The organism is Bradyrhizobium macuxiense, assembly GCF_001542415.1.
GTDB lineage: Bacteria > Pseudomonadota > Alphaproteobacteria > Rhizobiales > Xanthobacteraceae > Bradyrhizobium > Bradyrhizobium macuxiense.
In genome coordinates, this window is sequence record NZ_LNCU01000070.1 from 145,133 (window position 1) to 171,163 (window position 26,031).

The following is a 26,031-nucleotide window of genomic DNA, read 5'->3' on the forward strand; positions in this document are numbered from 1 at the left end:
ACCCGTGAACGCAAGTCAGCAAGTGGATGCCCCGCTTCATGGCACGCAGTCATCACAGTTTAGGCCTTGGGCACGCCATGAAAGGGTCTGGATGTCTATTGCCGAAAAGCCGTCAAGGGGGCGTTCCCACTTCACATCTCGCTCTCAATCAATGCCCATTTGCCCGACTCGCAAGTGAGATACTCGCATTCCCGATCGGTTACAAACTGCGAACAATCGGATCCGAACCGCGACCGATTCAATATCCGGCAAGGTTCTAAAGCCGCAAAATGAGCTGCTGTCGCCATGTCGCGTCCGCGCTTGCGCGTCGGACGATTGGTCTGATCGGTAAGCATTAGCCGGCCCCCGCCCCGCTCGTCCGGCCTCGATGCGCCAACTAGCAATGGCCGTACCCGTGCCTTTCCGAGCCGGCGTGTCCCCAAGAACCAGCCTGCCTGCTTTTTGCATCCGGTCCGCTCCTTCCAATTGAAGCGCATCCAGCATGCGAGCCTCCCAGTGCTGCGAGGACTGCGTCAAATTTGCGCTATGTACCCAGCATGGGACCCAAGTCGCGCCCTCCCGATTTTCGAAGGACCGCGGCAGCGCTTAGTACCGCGACGGCGCGACACTTACGGCGTTGTCACCATTTATCCTCTCCGCTGGTGCTGCCAGGAACGTGCTCCCATTTGACTTCCTTGTAGGTGAAGGACCAATCTTCCATGTTCTGGAAGAAGTTGTTCTGTGGATTGATCGTGAGCGGCACATAGGCCTTACCCTCGATCAACGTCGCGTTCTTCCAGGTTATTTTGAAGAAGTTCTGCGGTTGCGGCATGCCCCCCGGATCGGTCCGGTAGAACTCGCAGACCACCTGTTCGAGTACTTCGTTGGTGGCCAGCGCCTGCCATAGCAGCGGCGAGGAACGATCGAAGAACTTGGTGAAGAGTACTGGTTGATGGTTCCGGGCGCCCGTGGCGACCCCGCTCGTCATATCGCGCGGAACGACGATGCCGCTGGTGAAGGCGACGACGGTGATCTTCGACTGCTTACCCGAGTCGCCTTTGGCGACCTGCCCGATGCTGTCCGGCTTGGAGGCATCTTTAGAGATGTCCCCCTGCTTCTTCCCCTTGATTGTCATATAGGCTTCAAGTGACACGTTCGTCTCCAAGACTTTCGATGCGCCGGCACATACCGGCACGATCGATATCGCAACATTCGTGCCAAAGCCCGTACGCATCTGAAGCTGATATTGCGGGGATTTCTCCGGATCTGAACGTCAAGACAGCACCAGAGATGTCGGTGGACCGACACCATTTCGAGGATGACGTCGTCGTGTCGGGACACGATCTGTCACGGCTCAATACGGCCGGCTGGGTCCAATCGACATTCGACATCGAGAAAGGCACGCGTGGCAATGTCGAGCACAGCCTGCCCCGTCACACGGTAACCTAGGGAGTTGTCGACTATGGCATTGCCGTGCAGCGCGTAGACGAGCACCGTGCAAAGTGCTCGTTGCTCTCGCTCAAGGTACTGTGTGGACAGGCTGAGGCGCAATTCTCTTCCGTCACGAAGGCGTTGCGAATGAACGCCATCAGCCGATGGCGGCGGTATATTGATCGAAGCTGTCGGCAGGATCGTCGCGCGCGCCGTATTGGCGATCGCTTCAACCAGAGGATCGATCTCGTGACTTGCAGGCCTCCAGACGGTCATAAGGCGTCATCAGGAGAAACAATCACGCAGGGCCGTCGCAAATATCGATCCTGGCGCCAGATTGCGACGTTATGCGGTTGAACACGTGCGTGTCGGAGGTCACCCCTGGCTTCATATCAGGATTGTGGACCGCTCCGATCACCACGGGCCGGTCAATGTCACCGTTCATGTAGCCGACCAGAACTTCCGTACCGGGAACTAACGGAAATTGCAAACCGGTTCGATTCGGACCAGCATAAGGTTCAAGCTTCCGCACATAGCCGCTGCCACGGCCCTTCGCCAGTTCTTCGGTAAATGTGAACTGCAGCTTGTAGCGGCCCTGGTCGTCGATCTCGGCCCGCCCGTTCCACGCTTCTCCATCGACCTTGGCGGTGTGAAGGCCGGCGCCAAGTGGTGCAGGCGTCATAGCGACCGGACGGTAAGGCACCTCCGACCGGATACAATGGACCATATTTTGGTAGGCTCGCCCGTTCTGCGCGAACGCGCGGAACCCAGCCGGTGCGGGCCGATAGGCCGAGTGATCCGCGGCGACGACGAGATATTCATGATCAAAGCGGGGATGGCCCTGCAGCTTGAAAATAGCGCCGGCGCGGAGTTCCGGTGCGTCGCTGAGAGCGATGTACATGGTCTGGCTGGCGCATACTTGCTCGGCACGGATCTGCGCCAGCGTGGTCGCTTCTGCTTCGCTGGTCAAATGCCCGCCGAACCGCGAGGCCTTGCCCAAGAAGCCGCTCCCTTGTCCGACCTCTCGATCGACGGATACGACGGAGGGCACCGTTTCGTTGTAATCGCGCAGCGCAATTGTCTTTGTCGAGAGAACGCGGCGCTGCCGGAACGACAGGACGGCACTTTCGTCGACGCCCCGCGGCACCTTGCGGTCGCGCTGGTGCGCATAACTGATCGCGGGCCTGCCGCCGAACTTAACGCTGGTAAAGGCCAGATTCTTGTCGCCGAAGACAACGGTCTCACCACCGTCTTCTTGCTTGAAGTAATAGAAAATCCCATTCCGTTCGCAAAGGCGCGAAATAAAGCTCAAATCGCTTTCATTGTACTGCACGACATAACTTCGCTTGGGATAGCGATCAAGATTGAACTCGGCGGGAATGCCGATGCTCGCCGTGTTCAACTGCTCCTTAATGATGTCATCGACGCTCATCGGTTGGCCGGGGCCATAAATGCGGCTTGCAACGGAGAGTTCGGCGACCGCAAAGCGGGGGCGCAGAACGAACTGAAACACTCGAAGTTCAGTTACTGTTGGGTCCAGTTCCTCGACCTGTGCACAGAGGCCGGAGGTCATCCACTGCCCACATGCAGTCTTGACAGTCAGTTTGGCGCATTCGCCGATTAAAGCACCGGTATCGACATCGCTTGAGGTCGTGGCGTAAATCACATAGCTGAACGGCAGGGAAATGCACTCTGTGCCCTCGAATCCTTGCACGTCGAGCTCAATGTTGGGCTGGCTGTGAATGGCGAGGTTAATACTGAGGTTGGAGCTGTCGTTCATCGGTGTACCAAGTCAAGCTTTGGAAGTGCCAACAACGTCTGCGACAGTGTCGCGCAAAGGGCGCCCCCAAGCGCGGCGGCACAGAATGCTAAAATCATATCTGACCTCCTTACTTGCTTTAGGACGGCATGCACGGTCCGCAGAATCGGTAAACTCAGTACGCGAGACCGGGGCGTCGGTCGAACTCCCCGACGGCCTCTCCGCGATCGCCGCAATCGAGGACAAGGCTTGAAGCGAGAACCCGAAGTTGCGCTGGCGCTGCGGATGACAAACTGCCGCTGCTATGCGTTGCCTATCATCGTCGGCGGGCGGCGCCGGGATGCTGCATTCAAACACTGTGCCCATGTCGATGCCGTCGGTGCTGGTGTCGACACCGTCGAATATGATTTTCGAGCGTGCCAGTGCGGTCTGAAAGTTGAGACTGGCCACTAAGCCCGCGTCCCACAAAGCCACTTTTTGACCGCGAACGCGTGTTTTGCGTTGCAGCCCACGGATCCAGCGTCGTCTCCGATGGTTCCGAGTATGAGATGCATTTCACACCCTCAGCCCACTAGCATCTGTCGATAGCCGAACGTCGCATTGGTTCAGTGGCCGCATTACTTCCTCTCATAAGCATGGATGAAGCCGATCGTAGCTTGCGCGCCCGCTGCGCAAGAAGGACACGGAAAGATTTTCCTGAGCCCACAGGTGCGGTGGAGGATGCGCTGGGTTTCTATCAAAGGCGCAGTATACGGTTTGAAGGAAAGGACTTCGACGTGCACTCCCCCGATCGGTGTTGTGCTGCCTTCTCAATAGCAATGGTCGTGCCAATCGCGCCTCCTCATCAAAGCTATCAATCAGCCTTTCTAGAAGATCAGGTTTGGCTAATGACTGCGGTGTTCCCGACCTGGCTGTCAGGTACCGGACAAGAGTCGGGGGCGGAGATGAGATGGTTTCCGCCGGTGACGAACCAACTTTGTGGGCAGCGTCGCGAACGAGTCTGGGGACGTCCCTCGCAGCATAAGTGGCGCTGCCTGCTCACGATCTGAGAGCCGTTGGAGGACCGAACGGGCCGAACACCAGCGCAGATCGCATGGCCGGATGCCAACTGGAAACATGCTGGCTGTAAGCAGGCTCCCGCGGCCTGCGCGCTGCAGGTCAAGCGAGCGTTGACGCTGTAATCGGATTTATCACAGGAGGATCACACGAGTAACAGCAGTAGCCGCGGCTCCAATGAGGGGCCCGGACCCCATGAGGTGGATAAACCGCTTTATGAGGCCTTCTGGAATTGGCTTACCTGGAAGCTTCCGGACCACCGCTCCGACGGCGCCGACAATGCCACGGGCGATATGTACGATTTCCTCGAGTGGATCCACGAGACCAACAGGCCCCCAATGACCGGTCGAATTGCACAAACCTCGTTGGATAACGATGTTCGGGCCTATGCAGCTGACTATATTGGACGCGAAGTACCTGCGATTGCCGGGTTTCGTAATCGTCTCCTGAACTTGAAAGACATGCTTCGGGACTTCTATTTCCGGACCTGGGCCCAAGAGAGGCGTATGATGTTTCAGGGCTTCGATGGAGGGGGATCATCGTCGCCACCACCGGATCCCAGGGACGGCAGCAGGCACAGCGGCAGAAGCAGCAGCGGCTCCAATCAGGGCCCCGGCCCCTATGACGAGGATAGGCAGCTTTATCAGGACTTCTGGAACTGGCTTACCGAAAAGCTCTCGGACCGCCGCTCCCGGGGCGCCGACATTGCGGCGGGCGATATGCACGATTTCCTCAAGTGGATCCGCGAGACCAACAGGCCCCCGATGGCCGACCGGATTGCGCAACCGTCTTTGGATACCGACGTGCGAGCCTATGCAGCGGACTATATAGGGCGCGAGGCATCCGCGATTGGCGGGTTTCGCAACCGTCTCCTGAACTTACGGGATATGCTTCGGGATTTTGAAATCGAGAACCGGGTCAGCGCGCGCGGTGCGATGTTTCAGGGCTTCGAAGGTGGGCCATCGTCATTGCCGCAGGCGCCCGCAATCCCCTCGGATCGCGAGACTTCTGCAGCTGACGCCCGGACTGGGATGCCAGAGCGTGATTTCGGAGCTTGCGTTCCCTCGGATTGGAGGGGCGGCGCCGCCCCGGACACACTGATTGCGGAATTGCGCAAAAGCCACCTCCTGCCGATGCAGTTGCGGCCACGAAATGTGCTTATCAATGGGATGTGGTACGTCGCGGCAGTGTGGTCGGGGCGAGGGCTCGTGACCCCAAACAATCCCGAAGGCGAAAACATTATTCTTACGGCTGCATACAGGGAGCTAGCGCTGCAACCCCAGCGTCGACTTGAGCCAATGAATGAAGTCGGGCCCTCGTCGTCAGTTCGGCCAGCAGAGATACGACCCGCCTCAGGCAGTTCAGGAGGACGTTATCAGAGACCAAATTTACCCGATATCGGAACGAGAGTCGGCGCGGGCTGGATCCACGGCCCTCGGGTGGCCGACACCGCCCTAATCAACGTACTGAGAGATTTCGGCCTCCTGCCGACCTCGGAGATACCGATGCCATGTTTTTACATTCATGATGAGCCCTACACCGCTGAACAGGGACCGAATGGGAGCATTCTTGTGGTGCATCGCCCCCTAGCTCGATGAAGCACGCGCTTGGGCAAGCAAATCCACCATTGCCTCGGACAAATGAACCAAGCGGAACCTGTAAAACGTTCATCTGACGCGGCGTCCTTGCACGTTGTGGCGGACGCATCTCCACTCCGCGCAACAGGCGTTCGGAAGAGGCACTTGAACCTAGCGAGAACTTGTCCGTCGCCCGAGTGATTGTGAATGCCGTCTCAGCCTGCCAGCGACGTTGAACACGGCATCCGAAAACGCGCTTGTCAGTTCGCAGCCAGTGACGCAGTCATCCAGCTCGCGCAATGGAAATATCGCCCTCAAGCCGCCTCGAAAGTCCGGAGGCGGGAGAGAAAATGCCTAAATCCGGCCATTGCACTACTGAGACAACAACAACCTGACGCCAGCAAACAGCAGGATGATCGCAAGCACATAACGAGTGCCACGATCGGTCATCCACCGCAGCCCGATACAGGTGCCCAGCATGGCTCCAAGAACTGCACCGAATATGTAGAAAACCGCCTCGGGGTTCACTGACTGACCTGACAGCAGCACGCCAGCCAGCGCTAGCACCGAATTGCAGAGGATGAATGGTGGGGAGAGCCCAGCAGCCTGCCTCGGGGACGCCCAACCTAGCATCAGGATCAGTGGGACAAGAAATACACCTCCGCCAATCCCCGTCAATCCCGAGAGCAGGCCCGTGACAGCGCCTACCAGCGCGGCACGATCAAGCCGCACCTGACGAACCTTGATGTTATCAACACGACGCTTGAGTAGCATCAAGAACGAGGCCGCAATCAGCAGCGTACCGGTCATGATACAGTAGAGCGAGCCGCCGATCGCTAGCAAGCCGCCGATAAAGGCCGTCAACATCGACGGGATCGCGATCTGCCAAAGCAGATTCCATTCAATTTTTCTCTGCTGATGCAGCCTCCAGGTCGCGTAGCCGGCGGCAACAACATTTAAGACAAGCGCAGTCGGTCGCATCTGCTCGGCCGAAAGTCCTGCAAAGGACATAACCGCAAGAAACGCTGTCCCCCCGACCTGACCGGCGGTCGAGTACAATAGCGAGACGAAGCCTATCAACAAGGTGACGATCAACGTAAATTGCATGATCCGTGGATGGCATAGGAGACAAGAGAAGAGGGACCATGTTAGTCTGTTTTTTGGTTAGCTCATTTGAGCTTTCGCAAAGAGCGGCGCGTGATTAGCACGCTTGTGCGTCATTGCGGTCTCTCCTTGCGCTGAAAATCTGTCGCTCACCGACGAATAGCAGCCCGGGTCAAATCAAGCCGCCTACGTTCGACGCCGACAATCCTTGTCGCCAGCCAGACAACAGACGCCGTTTGTGCTGCGCAGGGCTGCGCCATCTTACCGACGAGCGGACCGATGGGATTAAGGTCTGGATCAGCACGTCATCAGTGGATTCTCGCTCGCGCGTAGTGCATGAACACTCAGAAGAAGATCCCGCCCGCTATGGAAACGCGAACATTCGCGCTTCCTCTGCGGACTGCCTAAAATGTAATTCAAGCTTAGCCCATTCGGTTACGGCAGCAGCATACGCTGGCCGAGCAACCAGTAGAACCACGGTGGGCGGCCGAGGCGCTCAACAAACTCGTCAACGGTTTCGGTACGATCGCGGCGGTTGAGGGCAAGTCCTGACGCGAGCACCCGCCACTGCGCTGGCGAAATAGTCGGCGGCGGTGCGGGTGTGAGGTTTGCCTTGAGTGCCTCGTCAGCTGAGCGGTGCGCATAAGGATGCGTGCCGGTCAGCGCCAGATAGGTCACCACCGCGAGAGAATAGACGTCGTCGCTTTCCGCTCGCGGCTCTCCCATCAGCATCTCTGGCGAGGCATATGCCGGTGTCAGCAGGCCGATCTGGTCGAGCATGGCCGTGGCCCTGTCGTATTGCGGCGAAACGTCGAGCATGAGCACTGTCCCAAAATCCAGAATTTTGATTTCGCCCGTCGAAGTTATGAAGATGTTGCCTGGTTTGAGGTCGCCATGGACGACACCTAGACGGTGCATGTGGGCGAGCGCCTGCCCGATATCACGGACGATCCGAAAGGCTAGCGAGGGTGACAGCGGCTGTCCCTGACGATCGATCAGGATCTGCGCTAGCGAGCGGCCCTTTAGAAGCTCCATGACCAGGTAGTGGTACTTGCCGTCGTAATCGGAATCGTAGATTTGTACCAGGTTCCGGTGCACACAGTTACGCAAAAGGCGAGCCTCGCGATGCAGCAGCTCGACAAATTTCTGGCGCATCTTCGAATGTGGGTGGATGACCTTCACTGCCACTTCGGGATTTTGTTCTCGCGCCCACAGGCCGATCCGATCAATCGCTCGATAGACAGTACTGGTGCTACCCTCATTGATCACCTCTAGGAGGTCGAAACGACCGCCAAGCACGTATCCCAAGGGGGCAGCCGGATTCACTGTGCAGCTCCAGGCAAGCAATCGACGATCGCATTGATATCGTCGGTTGCCTTTCGCATGAGAGGGCAATGCAGGATCATTTCGAAGCCGATGCTACATATCGACGACGTATGGTATGGCCGCTTGCGATCATCAGAAGGTGGAATTCTCTCGTCTCGGTAGACCCGAGCACGTGAGCCAACTTGCCGCTGGCAATGATTGCCCCCTAATATCTCCAAAAAGACTAGGAGAAGCTCCCACGGCGTTGCCGTCATAGATTATTCGGACAGCGGAACGAGCGAAGGACATTCAAGCTGAACGGATTGCTTACACTTTCCGCGCGCAGTTCGTAGGCCGCATTGGGCCGCTCAGGTCTTCCGATCGTGATGGTGAAGCGATCAGAGGTGCCACGCGACGACAGCCGCGAGGCCCCTACAAGACGGAACAATGCCCAAGGACCTGAGCTCTCAATCTTCTCCTCGGCCCCATCCACGGCGGTGAGTGTGATGGAGGCAGTGCTTGCTTCGGTTCGGGTCGGCCATTCGAGGTCGTAGGAGCGAGGCGCCTCGTGACGATAGACGATCTCCTTGCCATCCATGACGAAAGTCGCCCGCAGCAGATCGGAGGCGAGATAGACAGGCTTGATGCTGAATTTCACGGCCGGTGCGGAGCCGGAGCCGCTGAAAAACGCCTTCCGGATCTCCTGCGCGCGCTGGAATTGAGCCAGGGCATTCGCATGAATCGGCACCGCCGCGCCATCGATGGTCGCAGGCACGAGGCCGTTTCGGCCCTGGGCGACCAGCGGCGACAGGTATCTCTGAAAAAAGTCATCGAGAACGCCGCCGGGTCGGAAAAAATCACTGAAGTCCTTCAGCGTTACGTCCTCGGTCGCTGTCGCATACATTGGATAGCGCTGGAAGATCGCAGCCGCGCAGAGCGGGACGACTTCGCCGATCCAAACTGCGTTGACATAGTCGTGCGCCTGTTTGAGCAAGATGCTCCATGTCGCGAGCGCGATGTCGTTCATGATGGTGCGGACCAGCTCCGGCCGCAGCGCCGAATCAGCGCGCAAGGCGCCGAAGGAATCATTGTTTGGGTCTTTGGCACGCCGCTGGACGAGCTGCAATGCCGTCCGGCCAGGATCCGGCGCTGACGCGATGTTGGCCATTGCCGCGTAGAGGCCGCCGAACCGATCGCGGATTTGATCCATGCCGGCCGGCTGTCCTGGGACTTCGGCTGTGGTCAGTTTGGCCAGAGGCCGGAACGCTTCGGTAATTCGTGTTCCTGGCCAAGGCGCATCACCGAATGCCGCAGAGAACACGGCAGACGCGGCAACACCGGTCTTGGCGCCGGTCAGCTCCCCGATTGGTGGCAGGTTTGTGTGGTCGCGTACCAGGGAAATGACCTGCAGCAGCGAGCTTTGTGAGCCGGCGAGCCCGCGCAGAATTACTGCTCCGCGTTGCATGTCGTCAAACTTGACGACACGAATGTTGTTTAGGGCGCTCGTCCAAATGCGAATATAGTCGTCAACATACCGATCAATGACCTTGAGTGCGAGCTGCTGCGTATCGGCCGCGTCCAAGGGACTACCGGCAAGGATCCAGTCGTCACTTTGCTCTTCTTTGATGATGGGCGGGAGGCGGTGCAGCAGAAAATCGAGGAACCCATCGCGCGTGAAGATGCCAGGGATGATGGCGCCTTTGCTCGAATAGGAAGGGTCGTGCTGCATGATGGCGGGAGCGACAATCTGAGGAGCTCGCAGCTCAAGCTCGCCGGAGCCGAGCAGATTGACCAAGTCGATTGGTCGGAGGTAAGTGTTCTGCGCTGCCTCGCGCAACAGACGGATGTAGACCTGCTCGACCAGGGGGCGCTCCAACAGCCGCGAGCCGACCGCGATCACAAATTTCTGGTCGGCGGTGATGGGTTTCGGCAACAACTCAATTAGCCGTGCAAAATGCTCCTTAAGTTCACTCGCTGATGCCGTATCGAGTGCGAACGCCAGTGCGACTTCGGTGAGCGCAGCCTGCTCGACCTTGTCGCGGTCGAAATGCCTCGGATTGCTCAGCATTAAATACGTGCGGAACGCTTCCTTGGCCTGGTCCAGCAAAGCATCGTTGCCGGCACGCAATAGCGCCTCAATGCGGGCAGCAAGCCTGCTGGCGAAAACCGGCAGCAGTCGGTCGATCAGGATATGGTCATAGGCTTCCTGCGCAGCCGGCGCCAGCGCGGGGGTCGCCGAGATGCCGAAGCCTTCAAGCCACGCATACCACGTTGCCTCGCCGGCAGCCTGCGGCAACCTGCGCGCGGCATTAAGGACCGGCAAAAGCTTCTTGAGGTCCAGCGGTTCGCGGACTTCTTGGAGGTGCGCCTGCAACGTCTGTGCGGCGTTTCTGGTTTCAGCGATGCGCACATCGCTTCGGGTGAAGGCACCGTACCACTGGGCCAATGCAGCCATCGCCAGCATGACCGCCGCGATATAGCCGCAGCCATGCACCAGCGCGAGCTTGTGTTCCAGTCTCACATTGCGACCGACCAGGCCCTGTTCAGTGAAGATCACGTCAGTCATCAGCCGCTTGATGAAAAACGCCTTTCCCGGCCCGATTGAAGACAAGGGCGGCGCGGACGGCAGACCGAAACTGCGGCTGATCGCGCCCCTGACCCGCTCGATCGGCGTACCTTCCTGTCTGCCGCTGGTAAAGTAGACCCCGCGCAGCATCGGTCGTATCTCGAAGCGGCTCATCCGGAATACCTCGCTCACGAAGCCGGTGACCGCTGCCCGGATGCCCCAGAATTCCTTCGGAAACGCATACATGATTGCACGACGGCTGAGATTGCGTTCCGCCTGCATTCGAAAGGGCAGTTTGCTCTCGAGGCGCTCGGCAAGCTCCTCAATCTCAAGGGTTACGACGTCACTGACGTGATCGCCCGCTGCATCGAGGAGGAAGGTCTTGCCCCAAACCTGAGCACGGCCTTCCTGGTCGAGATTGTCGAAATATTCAGAAAAGCCGGACAGGAGATCGCATTTGGTCACCAGAACATAGACCGGAATGCGCATGCCACACTTCTTCAGCAGTTCCTGTATCCGCGAACGAATTGAGCCGACGAGCCGCCGCCGCCGATCCTCGTCGCACAGCAAGAGATCAGATAGGCTGATTGCAACCAGGACCCCGTTGATCGGCCGTTGGCGCCGATGCGTGATGAGAAGATCAAGAAAGCCGTGCCAAGCCGCGCGATCGACCTCGGCATCCGTTTCCTGGGTCGTATAACGGCTTGCCGTATCGATAAAGACTGCTTCGTCGGTGAACCACCAGTCGCAGTTTCGCGTGCCGCCGACGCCAGCGACCGGCTCGATGCCGAGTTGTTCGGCGAGCGGAAACTCAAGGCCCGAATTGCGCAGGATCGTCGTCTTGCCCGCGCCCGGTGGACCAATGATGATGTACCAGGGCAGTTCGAACAGATAGCTTGGGCCCCGCTTGCCGGCGAACACCGTGTCGCGCAGGACTTTGAGCGCACCCTCGAAGCGCTTACGGATCAGTTCGACCTCCTCCCGACTACGATCACTGGAGCTTGAGATGAGGCCTTCGCTCTCCATGAGCGACTTAATGACGCGCCGATTGGCGCGTCGCGCCAGCCAGTGTCGGACAAGGATGACGAACATCATCGCCAGGAAAACGCCGACGATTGTGCCGGCGCGCACGGTAACCGACTGGAGTGGATGTCGATCGAAGAGGTCGAGATAAGGTCCGCCGAACCAAATGAGCAAGCCGATCGCTGCCGAGCCGATCAGCGTCATGATGCCACGAACCGAGAACAGTGCCGCGAAATGCGCGCCGAACACCTGCACCCTCCCCTTACCGCGGCCCGGAGCGGCCGATCAGGTCAAGCAACTGCTCGACGGGTGCCAGCTCTCCAGAGAGGCTCCACCAAAAAAAGCCGTAGCCGATGAGGACCGTAAGGGCAGCAGCCGTGAAGACGATCCTCAATGGCACGTAACTGCGCACGCGCGCACGCGCACCGATGCCGCGCCATTGGCTCGATAGCTCGGCGGGCGGTGCAGTCGTATGGTCCCGCAAGCGACGCTCAACCTCACAGCGCAAGTCTTCGAGTAGCTCGCGGCCGCCTTCCGCCACGCGATATTTGCCTTCAAAGCCCATCAACAGACAAACATTGATGAGCTTAAGCAAGGCGAGGTATTTGGCTGGCTCCGCCTGGATGTGCTCGAGAATCTGAAAGACCTTCTCGCCGCCCCAGGTCTCGTTATGGAACTGGTTGAGCAGGCTATTGTCACTCCAGGCACTTTCAGCGCCCCAGCGCGTCGTCATCACGGCCTCGTCGATTAGCGCGCATATCACGTAACGGGCGGCTGTCACATCGCTCGCCTGATGCTTGATGGCTCGCTCTTCGAAGCGCCGGATTTGCTCGATAATTCCGCGATGCAGCGCGCCGATATCGGCATCGTTGACGAAGCGAAGCTGCGCGACGACCAAAAGGAGTGGTGCCGCGGCCGCGACCAACGTGTCTTCCACGGCCTTTGGCTCGAGGAGACCGAGGGGCACGATTTCGGCATGGCCGACTGCCGCGCCTCCACCGGCGTCAGATGTAGGCACCGGCGCATAAGGGACCGTCGCGGCAACGACCTTCGGAGAAACGCGACCGGAAGATTGCTCGGCTCGATCGTCTCGGATTGGGCCAACTGGCCTGCGTCCAATCACCGTCGGCTCGTCCATGTGTTTAGGCCCCGTCACGCGCGCTTCCCGCGGATGGCCCAGAATTCGAGATGCAGATCCGAGTAGCCGCCGCTGACATGGAACGCAAAGGCCACCGCGCGCGGCAAGATGCGCCACAACTCTACCGACTGGTCCAGCTCGAAATAGACGGCATCCTGGATGTAAGGCAATTCGCGAGGCGCCACAGCCAGGGCGCGGATCGGAATACCGGGGAGCTGAAGATTGACGAGATCACGAATCCGCTCAACCGATCCTACCTTGATCTGGGCGGGGAGCTGTTGGCGCAACGTCTCGGTCGGAACGCTAGCCACGGCGACGAGAACGAAGCGAGCGTCCTGGAATAACGTGCGATCGGTAATGACGCCGATCATGATGCCATACCCGCGATCCTGCAACGGGAGCGATATTGCGGCGCTCTGTATCACGACGGACAACATCTTGCGCAGGATGTCAGCGAGAGGCGTGAAGCTGCTCTCTAGATCCTCATGCCGATAGGCATGGATATTCTGCGGTTTACGGCGGTCGCCAACCAAGCTCGACAGCTGGCCTGCGAGGCCAAGCAGCGAGCGGAAGAGCGTTTCAGGATGATGCCCGCGTGTTGCTGCGAAGTGGTCGAAAACGGCTTCGGCGCCGTTCACGATGGACAAGGTGACAAGATCAATCAGTCCTCCTGCATCTGCGGTCGCGCGCGACGGATCGGCACGCGCGGCAAGCGCCTCAGCGCGCGTCCGTAACATCGATCTGATCTCGTTCAACAGCGCGATGAGCGGTTGGACGGCATGAACATCGATCGTCGGCGGAACGTAAGTGTCTGACAATGTGATCGCGCCCGCCGAATCGACGTCGTGAATGCGACCAATAGGCAGCGTGATCAGGTCACCTTGGTCCTCGCCTTCGAAAACAAGATGTGCTGTCAACGGAGCAACGCTGATATCGACCGGAGCCTTCCCCGGCGTGCTCGCATTGCGGACCCGCAAGACCTCCTGGCCGTGACGGCGCGCAGGTGTATCCTCCGAATATAGGTCGCTGCCGCTATGCCGGCGTCGGGCCACGGCGATCTTGACCAGCAGGTTCTTCGCCGCCGGCGGAGGGATTCGTCCACCCGGAAGCTGCGCATATTCCGGCAAGCAAAGCGCCGTGCCGTCGGGTAGAATGGCGTCAAGTTCGGTAACGGCAAGTTGCCCAAGCGCCATAAGACTACGATCAAAGGCACATCTGCGAATGCCCCAGCCATAGCCGATTAGACCCGCAACGCGGTTCTCGACCAATTGCTCGATCCAGCGATCATATTGCTGCAAGTGTTGCGGCCGCACCAACATGCCTTCCGACCAGATTGGTTTGCTCGTCACAGACATTGCTTAAGCCGCCTGCTCGTTGGTTCCTGTAAAAGATGCTTCCGCCAGGCGAACTGCCGCCACCGCAACAGACAGGGTCATAAAATCTTCCACCAGTTACGGCTGGCCTCCTCCTCAATGTTGATCGCTTGCGCCGTAAGTTTCACGAAGATCCTGTTGTCGCGGTCGGGTTTGATTTCGGCAATCGAGCGCCATTGCGCATCGTCACCCATGCGAAAACCGGCGATCACGCCGATATTTCGAGTCTCGAGCGGCGTGTTGCGCTCAAAATCGACTGTGCCGCCTGGCATCAGTTCGATCTCCCGCTTAGCCACCAGGTCGGGGCCGAGGCGTTTGGCGTCATTATCAAACAGTTCAAAAAACTGCGCCTGGGTAAAACTGGTCGCCGACTTCAGCTCATAGATGCGAACGACGATCGGCGACGGCTTGCCGTGTGCATTTGGATTGACCAGCTGATCGGCCTGGATCACGAACTTGATTGGCGTGGTCTTCAGGCTCTTGTCAGTCGAACAACTGACCATGGCGACGACCACCAGAAACACACCGCTAACGGCGGACAAGGGATGACGTTTTTTTGTCGACATCAGTCGTCTTCCCTTCATCCTCGTCCATGGTCGAAAGCTGCGAGTCGTAGCTTCGGGCAAACTCTTCCGCGATATAGGTCCGCGCCGTCCGATCAATGTCGTTGACCATCGATGCATGCAGTTCGACAAATCGGTCCCATAGCTTGGCCTTACTGATGTGAGCGCCGAAATGCCCGCCATTTGTGCCGTCGCTTTCGATCCGCTGAGGACTCATATGGGTAAGCAGGTTGCTGACCGTCCCCCGCATCGCCGCTATGGCTGCGGCCTCATGCGCCTTGATGTCGTCAAAGCCTTCGCGCACCGACCGGGACAGCAGAAGGGACCCATCCTTCGCGATCGCGGCGCACAGAGCGTCATCATTGTTCTTGATCAACCTGAATGCATTGTCGTTGTCAGCGCGTATCCGCGTCGACTTGATGTCGCACTCACTCCTGATCTTGGTCCATGCCGTCAGGATCGAATGCAGGCCACTCGCCATTTCGGCGATCGCGCGACCAAGTTCGGCCAGGAACTCCCGGCGTTGCGCCGGTGGCACAAGGTCCGAGTTGAGCCCGAGGGCATTCCAGAACCCCTGCAGTTCGTCCGCCGAGGGCAGATGCGGAGTCGTGACGGCTCCTGAGTCGCTCAGCTCTGCAGCACCAGCGGGTCGCTGCGCAGCAGGCTCGCTCTGGCCTGCCAAACGCTCAAGCTCCTCCTCTGCAGGCCGCGGTACCAATGGGTTCGCAACTTGCAATGTCGCGAGATCATTGCCGAGATCGGCATCGAGCCGCTCTTGGACAAGCTCGCGCGTCTCGTTCGTGGCTTCGAAGCAAAGATTCGCTCGTGGCGGAACAGGCGACACTTCGCGCGAGGCTTCTGCCGGCAGCAGATCCATAAGGTCGAGATCATCAGGAATGAGTGGCGCGAGCGAGCGAGCCAACGGAGCACCATGACCACGTAAAACCGCCGACGGCAACCGATACGATTGTCCGACAAGTGGGGACTCTGGTTTGTTCGACGGCACATGCGAGGACAGCCTCTCCGTGACGCCTCCGCCTGGTCGTGGTGGAAGCAGGTGCGTCGGCAGACCTAAATCGACAGCGCCTGCCTTGTTGATGAAGGTGTCATCTCCAAGCAGGCACGATCGAGGGGCGCTCGCCTGTGGTGAAGGGGCGGCCTTGGGTGCCTCTTGTGCCGCCGAAAAGGAGCATGACCGGCGGCTGCCAATCGCCAGCAACGGATCGCGTTGAAGGTCCTCATCACTTGTCAAGTGTCCGACATGCTGAAGAGGTGCCTTGAGGCGCTCCTCGGCAAGCGACGGCGAGCGCAGTGCCCGCGTTGCACCGCCAAGGCACACGGCATTCGAGCCGATCAACCCCAGCCGTTGACGTTCCTCGGCAGGATCGTTCTCGATCACGACCGAGATGATATAGCTCGCCATATAGAGCGTGTCGCCATCGGCCAACGGCGCCGCATTGGCGCGGCCCAGCGGCGTGTCCACGGTGTTGATATAGACGCCATTTGTGCTCGTATCGGTGACCGTGAAGCCGATCCCATTGAATGCGATCAATGCGTGGTTTGCCGACAGCGTGTTGGTTGGATCAGGAAGCTGCCACGTGCAGCCGAGCCCGCGTCCCAGGGACCCGCCTTCCGGTCCAAACACCTGTCTTGCATTACGGCCCAAGGGCTCGGCGCTCTCTCCGACGACTCCGAGTATGAGATGCATCTCACACCTTCAGCCTTGCTCATCAGCACGGTCGTATCCGAGCGTCGCATGAACGTTGCCTGCGGCGGGGCATCGTCCCCCGCTCTGCGCCATTGTTGAAAGCCGATCAACCGACTGATGCGTCTGTTGCGAAGCGAACGGGGCTCTTTCCGTGCACGCAAAGCCCATGCCGGGACGCGCTGGCATTCTCTCTCCGGAACGAGGCGCTACGGCCAAGGCAAGGAGAGCATCGCTCGTCTTAGGCATCTACGTGCACCAGCCACTCAGTGTTGCGGCATCTCAATAGCAACGCTCGTGCCAGCAGGTTAAGCTACTGATTAGGTTTTTGAATATTGAGACTCCAAAAGACGGAAGGTGTTCTCAAGCTAACAAAGACAGCATCGTTGTCGGATGCCGGACAAGTGTCGATGCGGTCGAGCCATGACTTTCGTTCTCATCCCGCCACTGTCGCCCAAGCTTGCCCGATCGCGCTAACCGTCACCTCGGCTATGGCTCATTTCGGACGTGGAGCGATGACCGACTTGAGTCCGGTGTGCCCACCAAACGGACTCTGCCGGCTTCTACAAACTTTTTGGGTTTGCCCTAATTTGGTTGGTACGACAGCCAATCTGCGGCACCCGCGAAAAATGCTTTGAGCGACCATTGGGCGGCCTCGCCGTCAGTGAGCTGATGCGCGTATGGCTCGCGGCGTGTGGGATTGGCCCCAATGCCGGTCGACTTATATTCGGCATAATAGGCCGTCGTCAGGGTCCTGGTCTTGCCGGGTGTCCATTCGCGCCACCCGTCGGGGATTACCGGCGCATCTATCTCGGTTGACAAGAAAATCACCGCAGCATAGGGGCGCCAAGCGCGGCCGAGGGCAATATCGCGCGCGGCCGTATCGGCGGTCAGCCTGCAATGGTCGAAGACATAAGCGCTATCTTCGTCCGGCGATGCTCTGCTTTGGGCGGTATAGACGACCGCATGGTTGGCGAGGCCGTGCAACTCACATTGCCGGAAATAGGCCTTGGCATTGCCAAAAATGAAATCGACATGTCCCTCTATATAGCAGCCCAAGAAGTACTGGCGCGACATCCGGCCATTCGGCCCCTTGTTGGCGAACAGGGTATCCTGCGCGCCGAGCAGGCGGACCCGAGTGATAACGTCCTTATCTCCTGTCAAGGACAGCGCCACTGCCTGCGAAGGCGGATTAGCCGGATTGAGGGAGTAGTCGTTCTGAACCGTCAGATTGTCGAGCCGAAAGTCGTCACCTGAGGCGTCCAGCGTCGCGGAATGGGAGGTTCCCCCAACATTGATCGCACCATCACCGTAGACAATAACCGTGTCATGCGGTTGCTTGCCGGTACCTTTGATATGAACACCTGGTTTGGAGACTTTGACTTTTTCGCGATAGGTGCCCGGCGCAATCAAGATAGCGCCGCCTTGCGGAGGTAATGCGTCAATGGCTGCGTGAAGGGAGTGATAGGCCTTATCGTCGGATTGCGAGACCAACAGTGGCTGAGCAGATGCTTGCGAGAAGCGCAAACACCCAGTCAGTATCATAGCGGCAAGCGCGAGAGCTTGGATCATGGTCTCACCTTCGTCGAGCAAATGCATGTTTGCATTTCGGGCACGCTCTGATGATTGCGCCTTGTCTCATCAAGAAACCCGCAACGAAGCCACGATCCCGTCAACGTGCATGGCACGGCAGCTTTACTTGGTGGTTCCGGATCAGCATTCGCGGGCATGCTTCTGATAACCTTGCGATCCCTGAGAGCGTTCGGCGTCATGCCGTTCTGATTGCTACCTAGCGGTCAGGAAATGCCTTTGCACACTTCCATCCACGAGATGGTAACCCGGCCGCTCGGCTCGGGAGCGGCGGCGACACGCCGGAACGCCCCACGGTCACATTGGTATTTTCCATCTGCCAAGTTGCGGAATCGGCAAATCGCACATCATCCAGGGTGATTTCGAGGGGATGCGTCTTGTCGATCCCACGCATCACAAGCGTCCCCCCATCGCCACGGACGTGGCGCAGGACAATCTGGCGATAGAGGGGAATGCTGTCGCCTTGGGCGTGACGATCATATCTTGTATCGAACATGATCGGCCAACGGTTGCCGCGCAGGCACACATTCTCATAGGTCACCCGCTCCACCAGGCCGCCCCTGCTGACATCACTCTTGATGCGCAAGCCCGATGTTGTGCCGTCGAGAATGAGACCGCGTACCAGGATGTCGCTCACACCGGAGTTCACCTCGCTACCGATCGACATTCCGTGTCCCCAACTGAAATAGTTATCGACGATGGAGACATAGCGGGTGGGGCCATTATTGCCAGCCTTGATCGCCACGTTGTCGTCTCCAGTTCGGATGACGCTTCGGGTGATGGTCACATCCTGGCTGGCGCCAGGATCGATGCCGTCGGTGTTGCGGGCGTCGGCGGGTGCATCGATGGTGACGCCCCAAAAGGTAGCACCTTCGACGCGGTTCATCGCCACGTGAAAGTTGGGCGCATTGCGCAACGTAATGCCGTGGAAGGTAATGTCCTGCGCGTGGTCGATCTGGATCAGGCGCGGGACGTTCTGATTGCCACGCTCGGTTTGGGCGCGGCGGGCCAGCTCCCACCAAGTTTCGGCACTGCCGACCATGGGTGCGCCGCCCTGGCCATCGATGATGCCTTCGCCATAGATGCCGCCACCGCGCGTTTTGGAAAAGCTGATGAACGGGCGGCAGCCATCGCCTTTACCTGCGATGCGACCGCAATGTCCCGAGCCCCTGTCATAGGCGGTCGGATCGGAGATCGCAAAAAGCGTGGCACCCCGCTCGATCCATAGCGTGACGTCCGATTTCATCTCGAGTGGACCTGACAGGAACTCGCCACGCGCCAAATAGACCGCTGCACCGGCGGGGCAATGGGCAATGGCATCTTGCAACGCGGCCGTATCGTTCGTTCCAGAGGCCACCGGGCGGGCGCAAACATCACGCGGCGCGACTGGTTCGGCGACAATGCGGCGGTCTTTCGCCTGGGCAACCGGGCAAAATGCCATTGAGATTGCCATGGACAGTAGAGTCCAGTAGCGCAAAAGGCTTGTCATCTATACCTCATGCGTTGCTGCGCGCACTTTGCCGCGTGATAGCTGTCCTCGGCCGAATGCGAACTTGAGCGGGCGCCGGCCTTCTCGGTGACGCGCGCAAGAAGACCTCAGCAAGACAACATAGGATGGCAGTGGCCCGCCCGGTTGTGAGAACGCCGGCTCTGCGACACCACATCGCGAGCGCTTCGAACCGCTTCCGACTCATGCGCATCACCCTTGCCCGTTCACGCGCATCCAGCCTTGAGCGGTGCGGGTCGATAGAAACGGCTGATCCGCAATACGACCAATTTCCGTCAGATTGCGAAGACGCGACGTCCGGAAAGGCGGAGCCTCGAGACGCCGCAGAGGGGATACGATCCAGCCAGCGGTCGCCAAGCATCCGCGCGTAGCCCGACCAGGCCGAAACCTATTCACTCGATCTCGATCGCTGCAAGCCGCAGTTCCGATCGAAGGATCGCCCCGGTATCGGTTTCGTCAACCTCGAAGAAATCCTCCAGGACGTCGCTAGGCCACACCCAAGGCAATCATCGGACAAGCGAATCCGTCACGGCTCCAGCGCGACCTGCAAGCCCTCATTGCCGTCAATATGAACATAACGGGGCCCGATCGGCCGCCCCCTGCCGCTGGCGACGGTGACCATGTTTTCCAGGGGGTTGGCACGCGCATCTGCCTCAGGGCGGGACAAGATCAGATCGGCGTGAAACAGCCCTTCCGATTCAAGGCCGGCCGCATCGACGCCAAGCGTCGCCAAGATAGCCAAACAACTTTCAAACTCTTCAGCATCGCGAAAGCGACGCTGAATGAATGTCGCGCCGGTAAGACGTTCCGTCACAAGGCCGCGCTTCGCGAACGTCGCAGCCAAAGAATCAAATGGGAACATCCTCAGTACGAAGGAGATGATCCATGGACGCTTCTCCATCGCATCGAGAATCTTGCTGAACGTCTTCTCGGTAACGTAGCCGATACAGCCCGTCGACATGATAACGTCAGTGGAGCGGATGATACGCGCGCTGTCCGTCGATAGCGTCTCCTTTTCAAGATCAGCGACAATGCCCTGCTCAAGGAGACCAACACCCGCTGCATAGTTGATCGCCGGCGCCGATACGTCCAGACCGATAAATCGCGCCAGACCGACATCAGGCCAAGCTGCATAAAAATTGCGATCGAGCCGCACCAGGGTCTCAGAACTAATCGCCCTCATCTCGCGCCGGGCGTAGCGATGACGCAAGCCCCCGAAGGTCAGTGGAAACCGATGCGCCGCGGCGTTGATGCCGTATGAACAGCCAACATCAAGCACGACCGGCTTAAGGCCGGTTGCCGAAGTTTTCGCTGCCAGAATCTGGCGCACAACCGGCTCAGCCACGTCCGGGATCATATAGTCCAAGTCTCCCAGGACAGAGAAATATGCTCTCGGATCATCCGAAGCATAAATATCATCGAAGATGGCTTTAGACTGATTGATACGCGAAAATTCTGTCCGCAACTCAAGTTCCCCATTTCATTTTGCAGTCTGCTCGACGGCTGTGGTCTCCGAGCACTCGGTGCCTTATCGCAGAGATCGGCCGACGCATAAACCCCACCGCGCGCTTTTTTCAGTCTCGCTTCGCGGAGCAGATGGCCCACCTTGTTGCAAGCACGTACGAGAAGATGAAGCGGCTTTAAACGCGATCACGAGATTCTTCGGCATTTAGGTTCTGACGATGAGGCTTCCGCCGAATGGCATCAATTGCAAGGACCACACGTTGATGGCACGATTATGAGTGCGAGCGAGCATAGAGCCATCCGCTGCATCGTCTGATCCTACTGATCGTCATCGCCTCGATCGTGGATCGCGGGCGTAGCGAACGCCATCGCGACCATCGGACTTTGTCCGCGCAAACGGGCCGGGCATCTGATAGCAAGTGATCAGGCCAAACGTCTGTTACCATCCTGTCAAACGGAGAACCGCCCACATCTGCTATCTCTGTAACGTCACGACAAATCAAGCCCCGATCCTTGCCTTGTTTTGTAATCAACAGCCACGTCAGCAACCTGCCCTGTGAACAGTGTATTTGAGGATTATCCTGCCATGCGAAACGCTGGCGGCGGGCACAAGATGGTGGACCGAGAGTGCGAGCGGTTGCGCTCAGCAGTTGAAGGCGGATTCCTCATCGAGATCACATTTTACAGCACCATGGTCCGCGTAGCGATCATTGAGGAGGGGGCGCGATTGCATTGAGTATATCGTCCACGGTCCGAGCCGCAAGGAAGGTTGCCCCGGGCACAGTCAGGTGCCCGGAATCGAACGCCGTCAATTCAGAATCATTGGGACCGATCCGGCTCAGACAACCGCTCTCGTTGCAAAAGATATCGCGGACCGAAATGTAACGGACGCCGAGTTCGTGCGACAGTTCCTGCAGTTGCGCATCGCGTTGCCTCGTCCATGTATCGGTCGATCCGTGGAACGTCCGTACAGGCAGCACCTGGTGAGTTTCCCGATAATGGTAGAGGATGTTCTGCGACAGGCCGCCGCCCAGCCAACCCGGTGGCGGTCCCATGATGACGATATTGGTGATGTGCGCCGCCTTGAGCAATGCCACTGTGCGCGGCAGGTCCTGACGTAATACGGTTTCAGTCTGTCCCCAAGTGGCGTCGAGAATGACAACGTCGGGCCGCAGGCGCTTTATCCGTGACAGAACATCGTCATTGATGCTCTTGCAGTACGGCCGCTCGGACAGGCTGTAACCGATTAGAGGCGGACAGGCCGACGCCGTATACTGCGCGACATCATACCCGCGTTCGGCGGAAAAATGGAGCAGCCCGGGATAAAGGGCGGCACCGTAGGAATCGCCCCAGATCAGCAGCAGCGGACGACCACCTTGGCCCGCGCATTCGCTCGCGAACTCCGATGCGGGTTGACGCATCAAAAGGCACGCGGCACGTCGCCAATGGCTCTCAGTTTCTGTGCCAGACAACATGAGGTTGCGGATCGGTTGTGGGAAGCGTACCGGCAGGCCCCGTGTATTGACCGCAGCAATGCCGATGAGCCCCGTTGCGGCCATCGCGACAGCCAAGGGTGCGATCTTCCATCTGATCGCAGCCGCGCCAAACCTGATCGGCTGCTCGATGAACCGATAGGTCAACCACGCCAGCAGCGCGCTGAGCGCGAGAAGTTCGGACATCAGCAGCGCCGGTACGGCGCCGTTCATGTTCATCTTGGCAAAGGCGATCAGCGGGAAGTGCCAAAGATAAAGGGGATAGCTTATACGCCCGATGATGACCAATGAGCGGGCCGACAGAATGCGGCGATGGACGACCGTATTGGCCGTCGCGATCAGGGCCGTGGCTGCCAACACGGGAACGGCCGTCCGGAGGTCAGGCCAATGTGAGCCGGCACTGAATGCGCAGAATGTGAACGCGATCCCAGCCAATCCTGCCAGAGCGAGCGCCGTGGCGACTGAGCGAGCCGGCTCGACCGGTCTGTTGCACAGGCGGAGGCCTACGAGCGATCCGGCGAGAAGCTCCCATGCCCTGGTCGTGGGCGAGTAGAATGCCCAGGCGGACTCGATCGGCGGCGTCAGGAGGCAGACAAAAAGAGAGCCGAGTGCAAGCGCTCCCACGATTGCCATACGGCGCGCTGGCCAACGCGAAATCAGCAACAGTGCAACCGGCCATACGATGTAGTACTGCTCCTCGATTCCGAGCGACCAGAGATGGAGAAGCGGAAGACGTTCTGCCTGAGGATCGAAGTATCCGACGATCTGTTCGTGCAGCACCAAATTCTCTATGAAGGCGGCCGCGCCCCTGATGCTGGTTCCGAGCGCCTCCATCTCAGCGGCAGGGAATGTGAACCATGCGATGACGAAGGTGACAAAGATCACGACAACAAGGCAAGGAAATATCCTTAAGATTCGACGAGCGTAGAAGTTTGCGAAGCTGAAGCGTTTCTCCAGCGACTGCCGAATGATGATTCCAGTTATCAGGTAACCGGAGATGACGAAGAAAATGTCGACGCCGGCGAAGCCGCCGGGCACGGCTCGTGGAAACGCATGATATGCCAGCACGGCCAGCACCGCGATGGCGCGCAGGCCGTCAATCTCTGGCCGATACCGGATGGAATCCGGGCGATCAACACCATCAAGTGGAGCGCCATCGTTGGCGCGCAACCGCGCGCGCAAGGCAAACACACCAGATTTCCATACCGCGCCGACGCGTTCGCGCGTGAATTCCATGCCGCCCTTAAAATCGAGGTGCTACCACTAACGCCGGGTTAGCGCGTTCGATGATTTCCCCTGACCTCTCAACGCTAGGCTCAGCGAACCCAAATCGTCGAAGCGTCCCGGAACTGACTCCTTCAAAAGGTCAGATCTCGCGCGCAAGTCCTATTGATGACAGGGACTGGAGCAACTCATACCTTGGTTTAGATATGCTCGGCGCGTATCCGCCGTATCTCATCGATGATTTGATCGCGCACCCCGGCCTCTATCTCCAAGAACCCCACGCTCTCACATGACCGGACAGACAGCGGACGGATACACTTTAGCGATCGATCAGACCTCGCAGGATGGCCTCCGCTCGCATCGAAACGGCAGTGTAAAGCTGCGCCGCCTTAATGGACTTGCGCCTTCCCGGGTCATTCTGAGCGATGTTGGGATCAGATAGGAGGCGCTGGAAAACGCCTGATCGCTGCGATCATAAACACGCCATGCTCGGTGCCTTTTGATTTGTAACCCGAATCTCTACAGCGCGTGCGAGGTGCGGCGCGAGATTGTGCGAGAGCCCAAACACCTGTCCTCGTACCCCGCCAGTCGTCCGAACGCGGATTGACCAAGCTGTAGATCGGCGGCCGGCGGATATTCTGGCAGGCTTTATTGCCGGCAAAAGCAGCTCCAGTGCGCCCCATCAACCCGAGCTCTTACGGAGTTCTGTGTTACAAAGGCGCATAAGCGCTCAGTCGGTCTTGGAGGGCCCGCCGATTGGCGACAAGGTTGTCGAGGCGCAGCAATTCGTCGTCGGTCCGCTCTGTTTGCGCCAATCGTCCAACCAGCGCTCGTGTGGCGTCCAGCACAAAGACGCCGCAATCATAATGGTTTCGCTGCTCGGTTATGGAGGCGGTCTGCAGGCTGGCGCCCAACCTTGCTGCGAGCTGGTTTGCCTTTGCGCTGTTACTTTTCCGGAAGGAATCGTAGTGATAGGCAACCACCGCTCCCGGATCGCGACGATCCACGAGCAGCAGCGACCAATGCGTACCGTCATTGCTTTTATCTGAACTCCCATCGTTCACTGGCAGGAACAAGTAGTTGGCGGTATCATTATTGTTTCCATCCTCGATGATTCCCCACAAGGCGTCCTGTCGGATGAGATCGTCCTCGGTCAAGCGCAGCAGATGTGCTTGTGCGGGCCGCAAAAGCCGCGTCCGTGCGGCCAGATCCGGATTGTCGCTCTGCAACTCCCGCTCCAGGAGGGTGTAGTCTGCCGTGATATGCTCGTCACCCAGCCAATCCTCGGGGCCGAGCTGCAGCGGCTGCGGTGGGATACGCGATCCAGCGGGCTGCCCTGCCGGTTGATCCAGACGGCCTGCCGAGGTTTCGCGACGACTCCGTCGGAAGGATTTGGCAAAAGCTGATTTAAAACACCACCACAGTCCACAGCCTTTGGAACTTTTCGTTGGGATCGCGGACGTCGAAGCGCCGTTCAATGACGATGTATCTCCCCCCTGTTTCGGCACGCCTTCGACGTCCGCCATCACGGGCTCTAGCGATTGAAATCCATGTCCCGGAACGAGCGTAACGCTAAGTCCTCGCGGATTGTTTAGGGTCGCGTCCTTTATCCCTTGCCCGAGCTCAGCCGTGTAAGGCCGACCACTGATGTAAAAATGTGGTCGCGGCTGGAGCGGTGTCGCCGGCAGGACGGCTTTTTTGTCCATTGAACCGATCAGAGGATCGGGCGCCGATTGGCAACCATGGTCCCATCCCAAGCCGACGATATGTGTGAAGTCCTCTGCATGTCTGAAGTTTTCCGCCGGCACGGCGGCCTGTGTCTCGACCGCAATGTATGGCAGCTGGGACGGCAGATCCGAGCAGCTCGAAGTGGGGCTTAACGGCGCGAGTCGCTCAAGATCACCGACGGCCAGGGATGGCTCAGCACGTGTAGGCCGCGATGGCGACATTGGCAACGTCCTCTCAAAGAACCCGTCGCAGGATTGGTTGGAATTGAAGGCAACGTATCCTTCGCAGTCATCAATTCGAGCGATCCGGCGTCGGAGCACGGGACCGAAGGCTAGACCATTACCTCCACTATAACCCGCACTCGCCTCATACGTGAAGGCGTACAGTAGTGAGATAGTTCGAGTCAGACTGAAGAAGGCATTCTTGACGCACAAGCCGCATGGCAA

The 26,031-nt window shown here is 58.8% G+C and carries 17 protein-coding genes; 2 read left to right on the forward strand and 15 right to left on the reverse strand.

The genetic code is table 11. The features are described 5' to 3' along the window. Nucleotides 1-619: 619 nt before the first annotated feature. The 3 genes from AS156_RS20000 to AS156_RS20005 all read right to left on the reverse strand — a co-directional run bounded on the left by AS156_RS20000 (nt 620) and on the right by AS156_RS20005 (nt 3,190). Entirely contained in the window at nt 620-1,132 is a 513-nt protein-coding gene (locus AS156_RS20000) for an Hcp family type VI secretion system effector (protein WP_146990136.1), read from the reverse strand. A gap of 194 nt (nt 1,133-1,326) precedes the next feature. After that, the gene (locus AS156_RS42230) at nt 1,327-1,686 is read right to left on the reverse strand and encodes a hypothetical protein (RefSeq protein WP_136626327.1); all 360 of its coding nucleotides are present in this window, start codon (nt 1,684-1,686) and stop codon (nt 1,327-1,329) included. 22 nt (nt 1,687-1,708) lie between these two features. Continuing rightward, nucleotides 1,709-3,190, reverse strand: a complete 1,482-nt coding sequence (locus tag AS156_RS20005; RefSeq protein ID WP_082747624.1) for a type VI secretion system Vgr family protein — start codon at nt 3,188-3,190, stop codon at nt 1,709-1,711. A 228-nt stretch (nt 3,191-3,418) separates the two neighbouring features. Here AS156_RS20005 and AS156_RS42235 point away from each other — a divergent pair, with 228 nt between their 5' ends. Together AS156_RS42235 and AS156_RS20010 are read left to right on the forward strand one after the other, a co-directional pair. Further along, entirely contained in the window at nt 3,419-3,622 is a 204-nt protein-coding gene (locus tag AS156_RS42235; protein WP_136626328.1) for a hypothetical protein, read from the forward strand. Nucleotides 3,623-4,425: 803 nt separating this feature from the next. Beyond that, nucleotides 4,426-5,823 carry a hypothetical protein gene (locus AS156_RS20010; protein WP_066507842.1) on the forward strand — a complete coding sequence of 466 codons (1,398 nt, stop codon included), beginning with the start codon at nt 4,426-4,428 and terminating at the stop codon, nt 5,821-5,823. 351 nt (nt 5,824-6,174) lie between these two features. Here AS156_RS20010 and AS156_RS20015 read toward each other — a convergent pair whose 3' ends face one another. From AS156_RS20015 to AS156_RS40995, 12 genes are all read right to left on the reverse strand, one after another. Next, nucleotides 6,175-6,909: a sulfite exporter TauE/SafE family protein gene (locus tag AS156_RS20015; RefSeq protein ID WP_082747625.1), complete on the reverse strand. Its 735-nt coding sequence runs from the start codon at nt 6,907-6,909 to the stop codon at nt 6,175-6,177. Between the two features lie 432 nt (nt 6,910-7,341). Beyond that, entirely contained in the window at nt 7,342-8,232 is an 891-nt protein-coding gene (locus tag AS156_RS20020) for a serine/threonine protein kinase (protein ID WP_160331120.1), read from the reverse strand. Nucleotides 8,233-8,482: 250 nt separating this feature from the next. After that, nucleotides 8,483-12,049, reverse strand: coding sequence for a type VI secretion system membrane subunit TssM (tssM, locus tag AS156_RS20025; protein WP_136626329.1), 3,567 nt, complete (start codon nt 12,047-12,049; stop codon nt 8,483-8,485). A gap of 13 nt (nt 12,050-12,062) precedes the next feature. Further along, complete coding sequence (gene icmH, locus AS156_RS20030) at nt 12,063-12,938, reverse strand: type IVB secretion system protein IcmH/DotU (RefSeq protein ID WP_066507848.1); 876 nt, start codon at nt 12,936-12,938, stop codon at nt 12,063-12,065. Nucleotides 12,939-12,952: 14 nt separating this feature from the next. Beyond that, nucleotides 12,953-14,293 (reverse strand): type VI secretion system baseplate subunit TssK, encoded by a 1,341-nt coding sequence (tssK, locus tag AS156_RS20035; protein ID WP_082747627.1) that lies wholly within the window; start codon nt 14,291-14,293, stop codon nt 12,953-12,955. Between the two features lie 77 nt (nt 14,294-14,370). After that, entirely contained in the window at nt 14,371-14,877 is a 507-nt protein-coding gene (gene tssJ / locus AS156_RS20040) for a type VI secretion system lipoprotein TssJ (RefSeq protein WP_160331121.1), read from the reverse strand. Continuing rightward, nucleotides 14,840-16,582: a type VI secretion system-associated FHA domain protein TagH gene (gene tagH / locus AS156_RS20045; RefSeq protein ID WP_082747629.1), complete on the reverse strand. Its 1,743-nt coding sequence runs from the start codon at nt 16,580-16,582 to the stop codon at nt 14,840-14,842. The genes tssJ and tagH overlap by 38 nt, the downstream gene beginning before the upstream one ends. A 582-nt stretch (nt 16,583-17,164) precedes the next feature. Then, nucleotides 17,165-18,178, reverse strand: coding sequence for a pectinesterase family protein (locus tag AS156_RS20050; protein WP_245312978.1), 1,014 nt, complete (start codon nt 18,176-18,178; stop codon nt 17,165-17,167). 190 nt (nt 18,179-18,368) lie between these two features. After that, a complete protein-coding gene (locus AS156_RS20055) occupies nt 18,369-19,658 on the reverse strand; it encodes a glycoside hydrolase family 28 protein (protein WP_066507855.1) in 1,290 nt (429 codons plus the stop codon). Between the two features lie 544 nt (nt 19,659-20,202). Beyond that, nucleotides 20,203-21,141 (reverse strand): hypothetical protein, encoded by a 939-nt coding sequence (locus AS156_RS20060; RefSeq protein ID WP_066507857.1) that lies wholly within the window; start codon nt 21,139-21,141, stop codon nt 20,203-20,205. Between the two features lie 706 nt (nt 21,142-21,847). After that, nucleotides 21,848-23,869, reverse strand: coding sequence for an acyltransferase family protein (locus tag AS156_RS20065; protein WP_082747630.1), 2,022 nt, complete (start codon nt 23,867-23,869; stop codon nt 21,848-21,850). A 698-nt stretch (nt 23,870-24,567) separates the two neighbouring features. Further along, entirely contained in the window at nt 24,568-25,383 is an 816-nt protein-coding gene (locus AS156_RS40995; protein ID WP_066507859.1) for a Ulp1 family isopeptidase, read from the reverse strand. Nucleotides 25,384-26,031 lie beyond the last annotated feature (648 nt).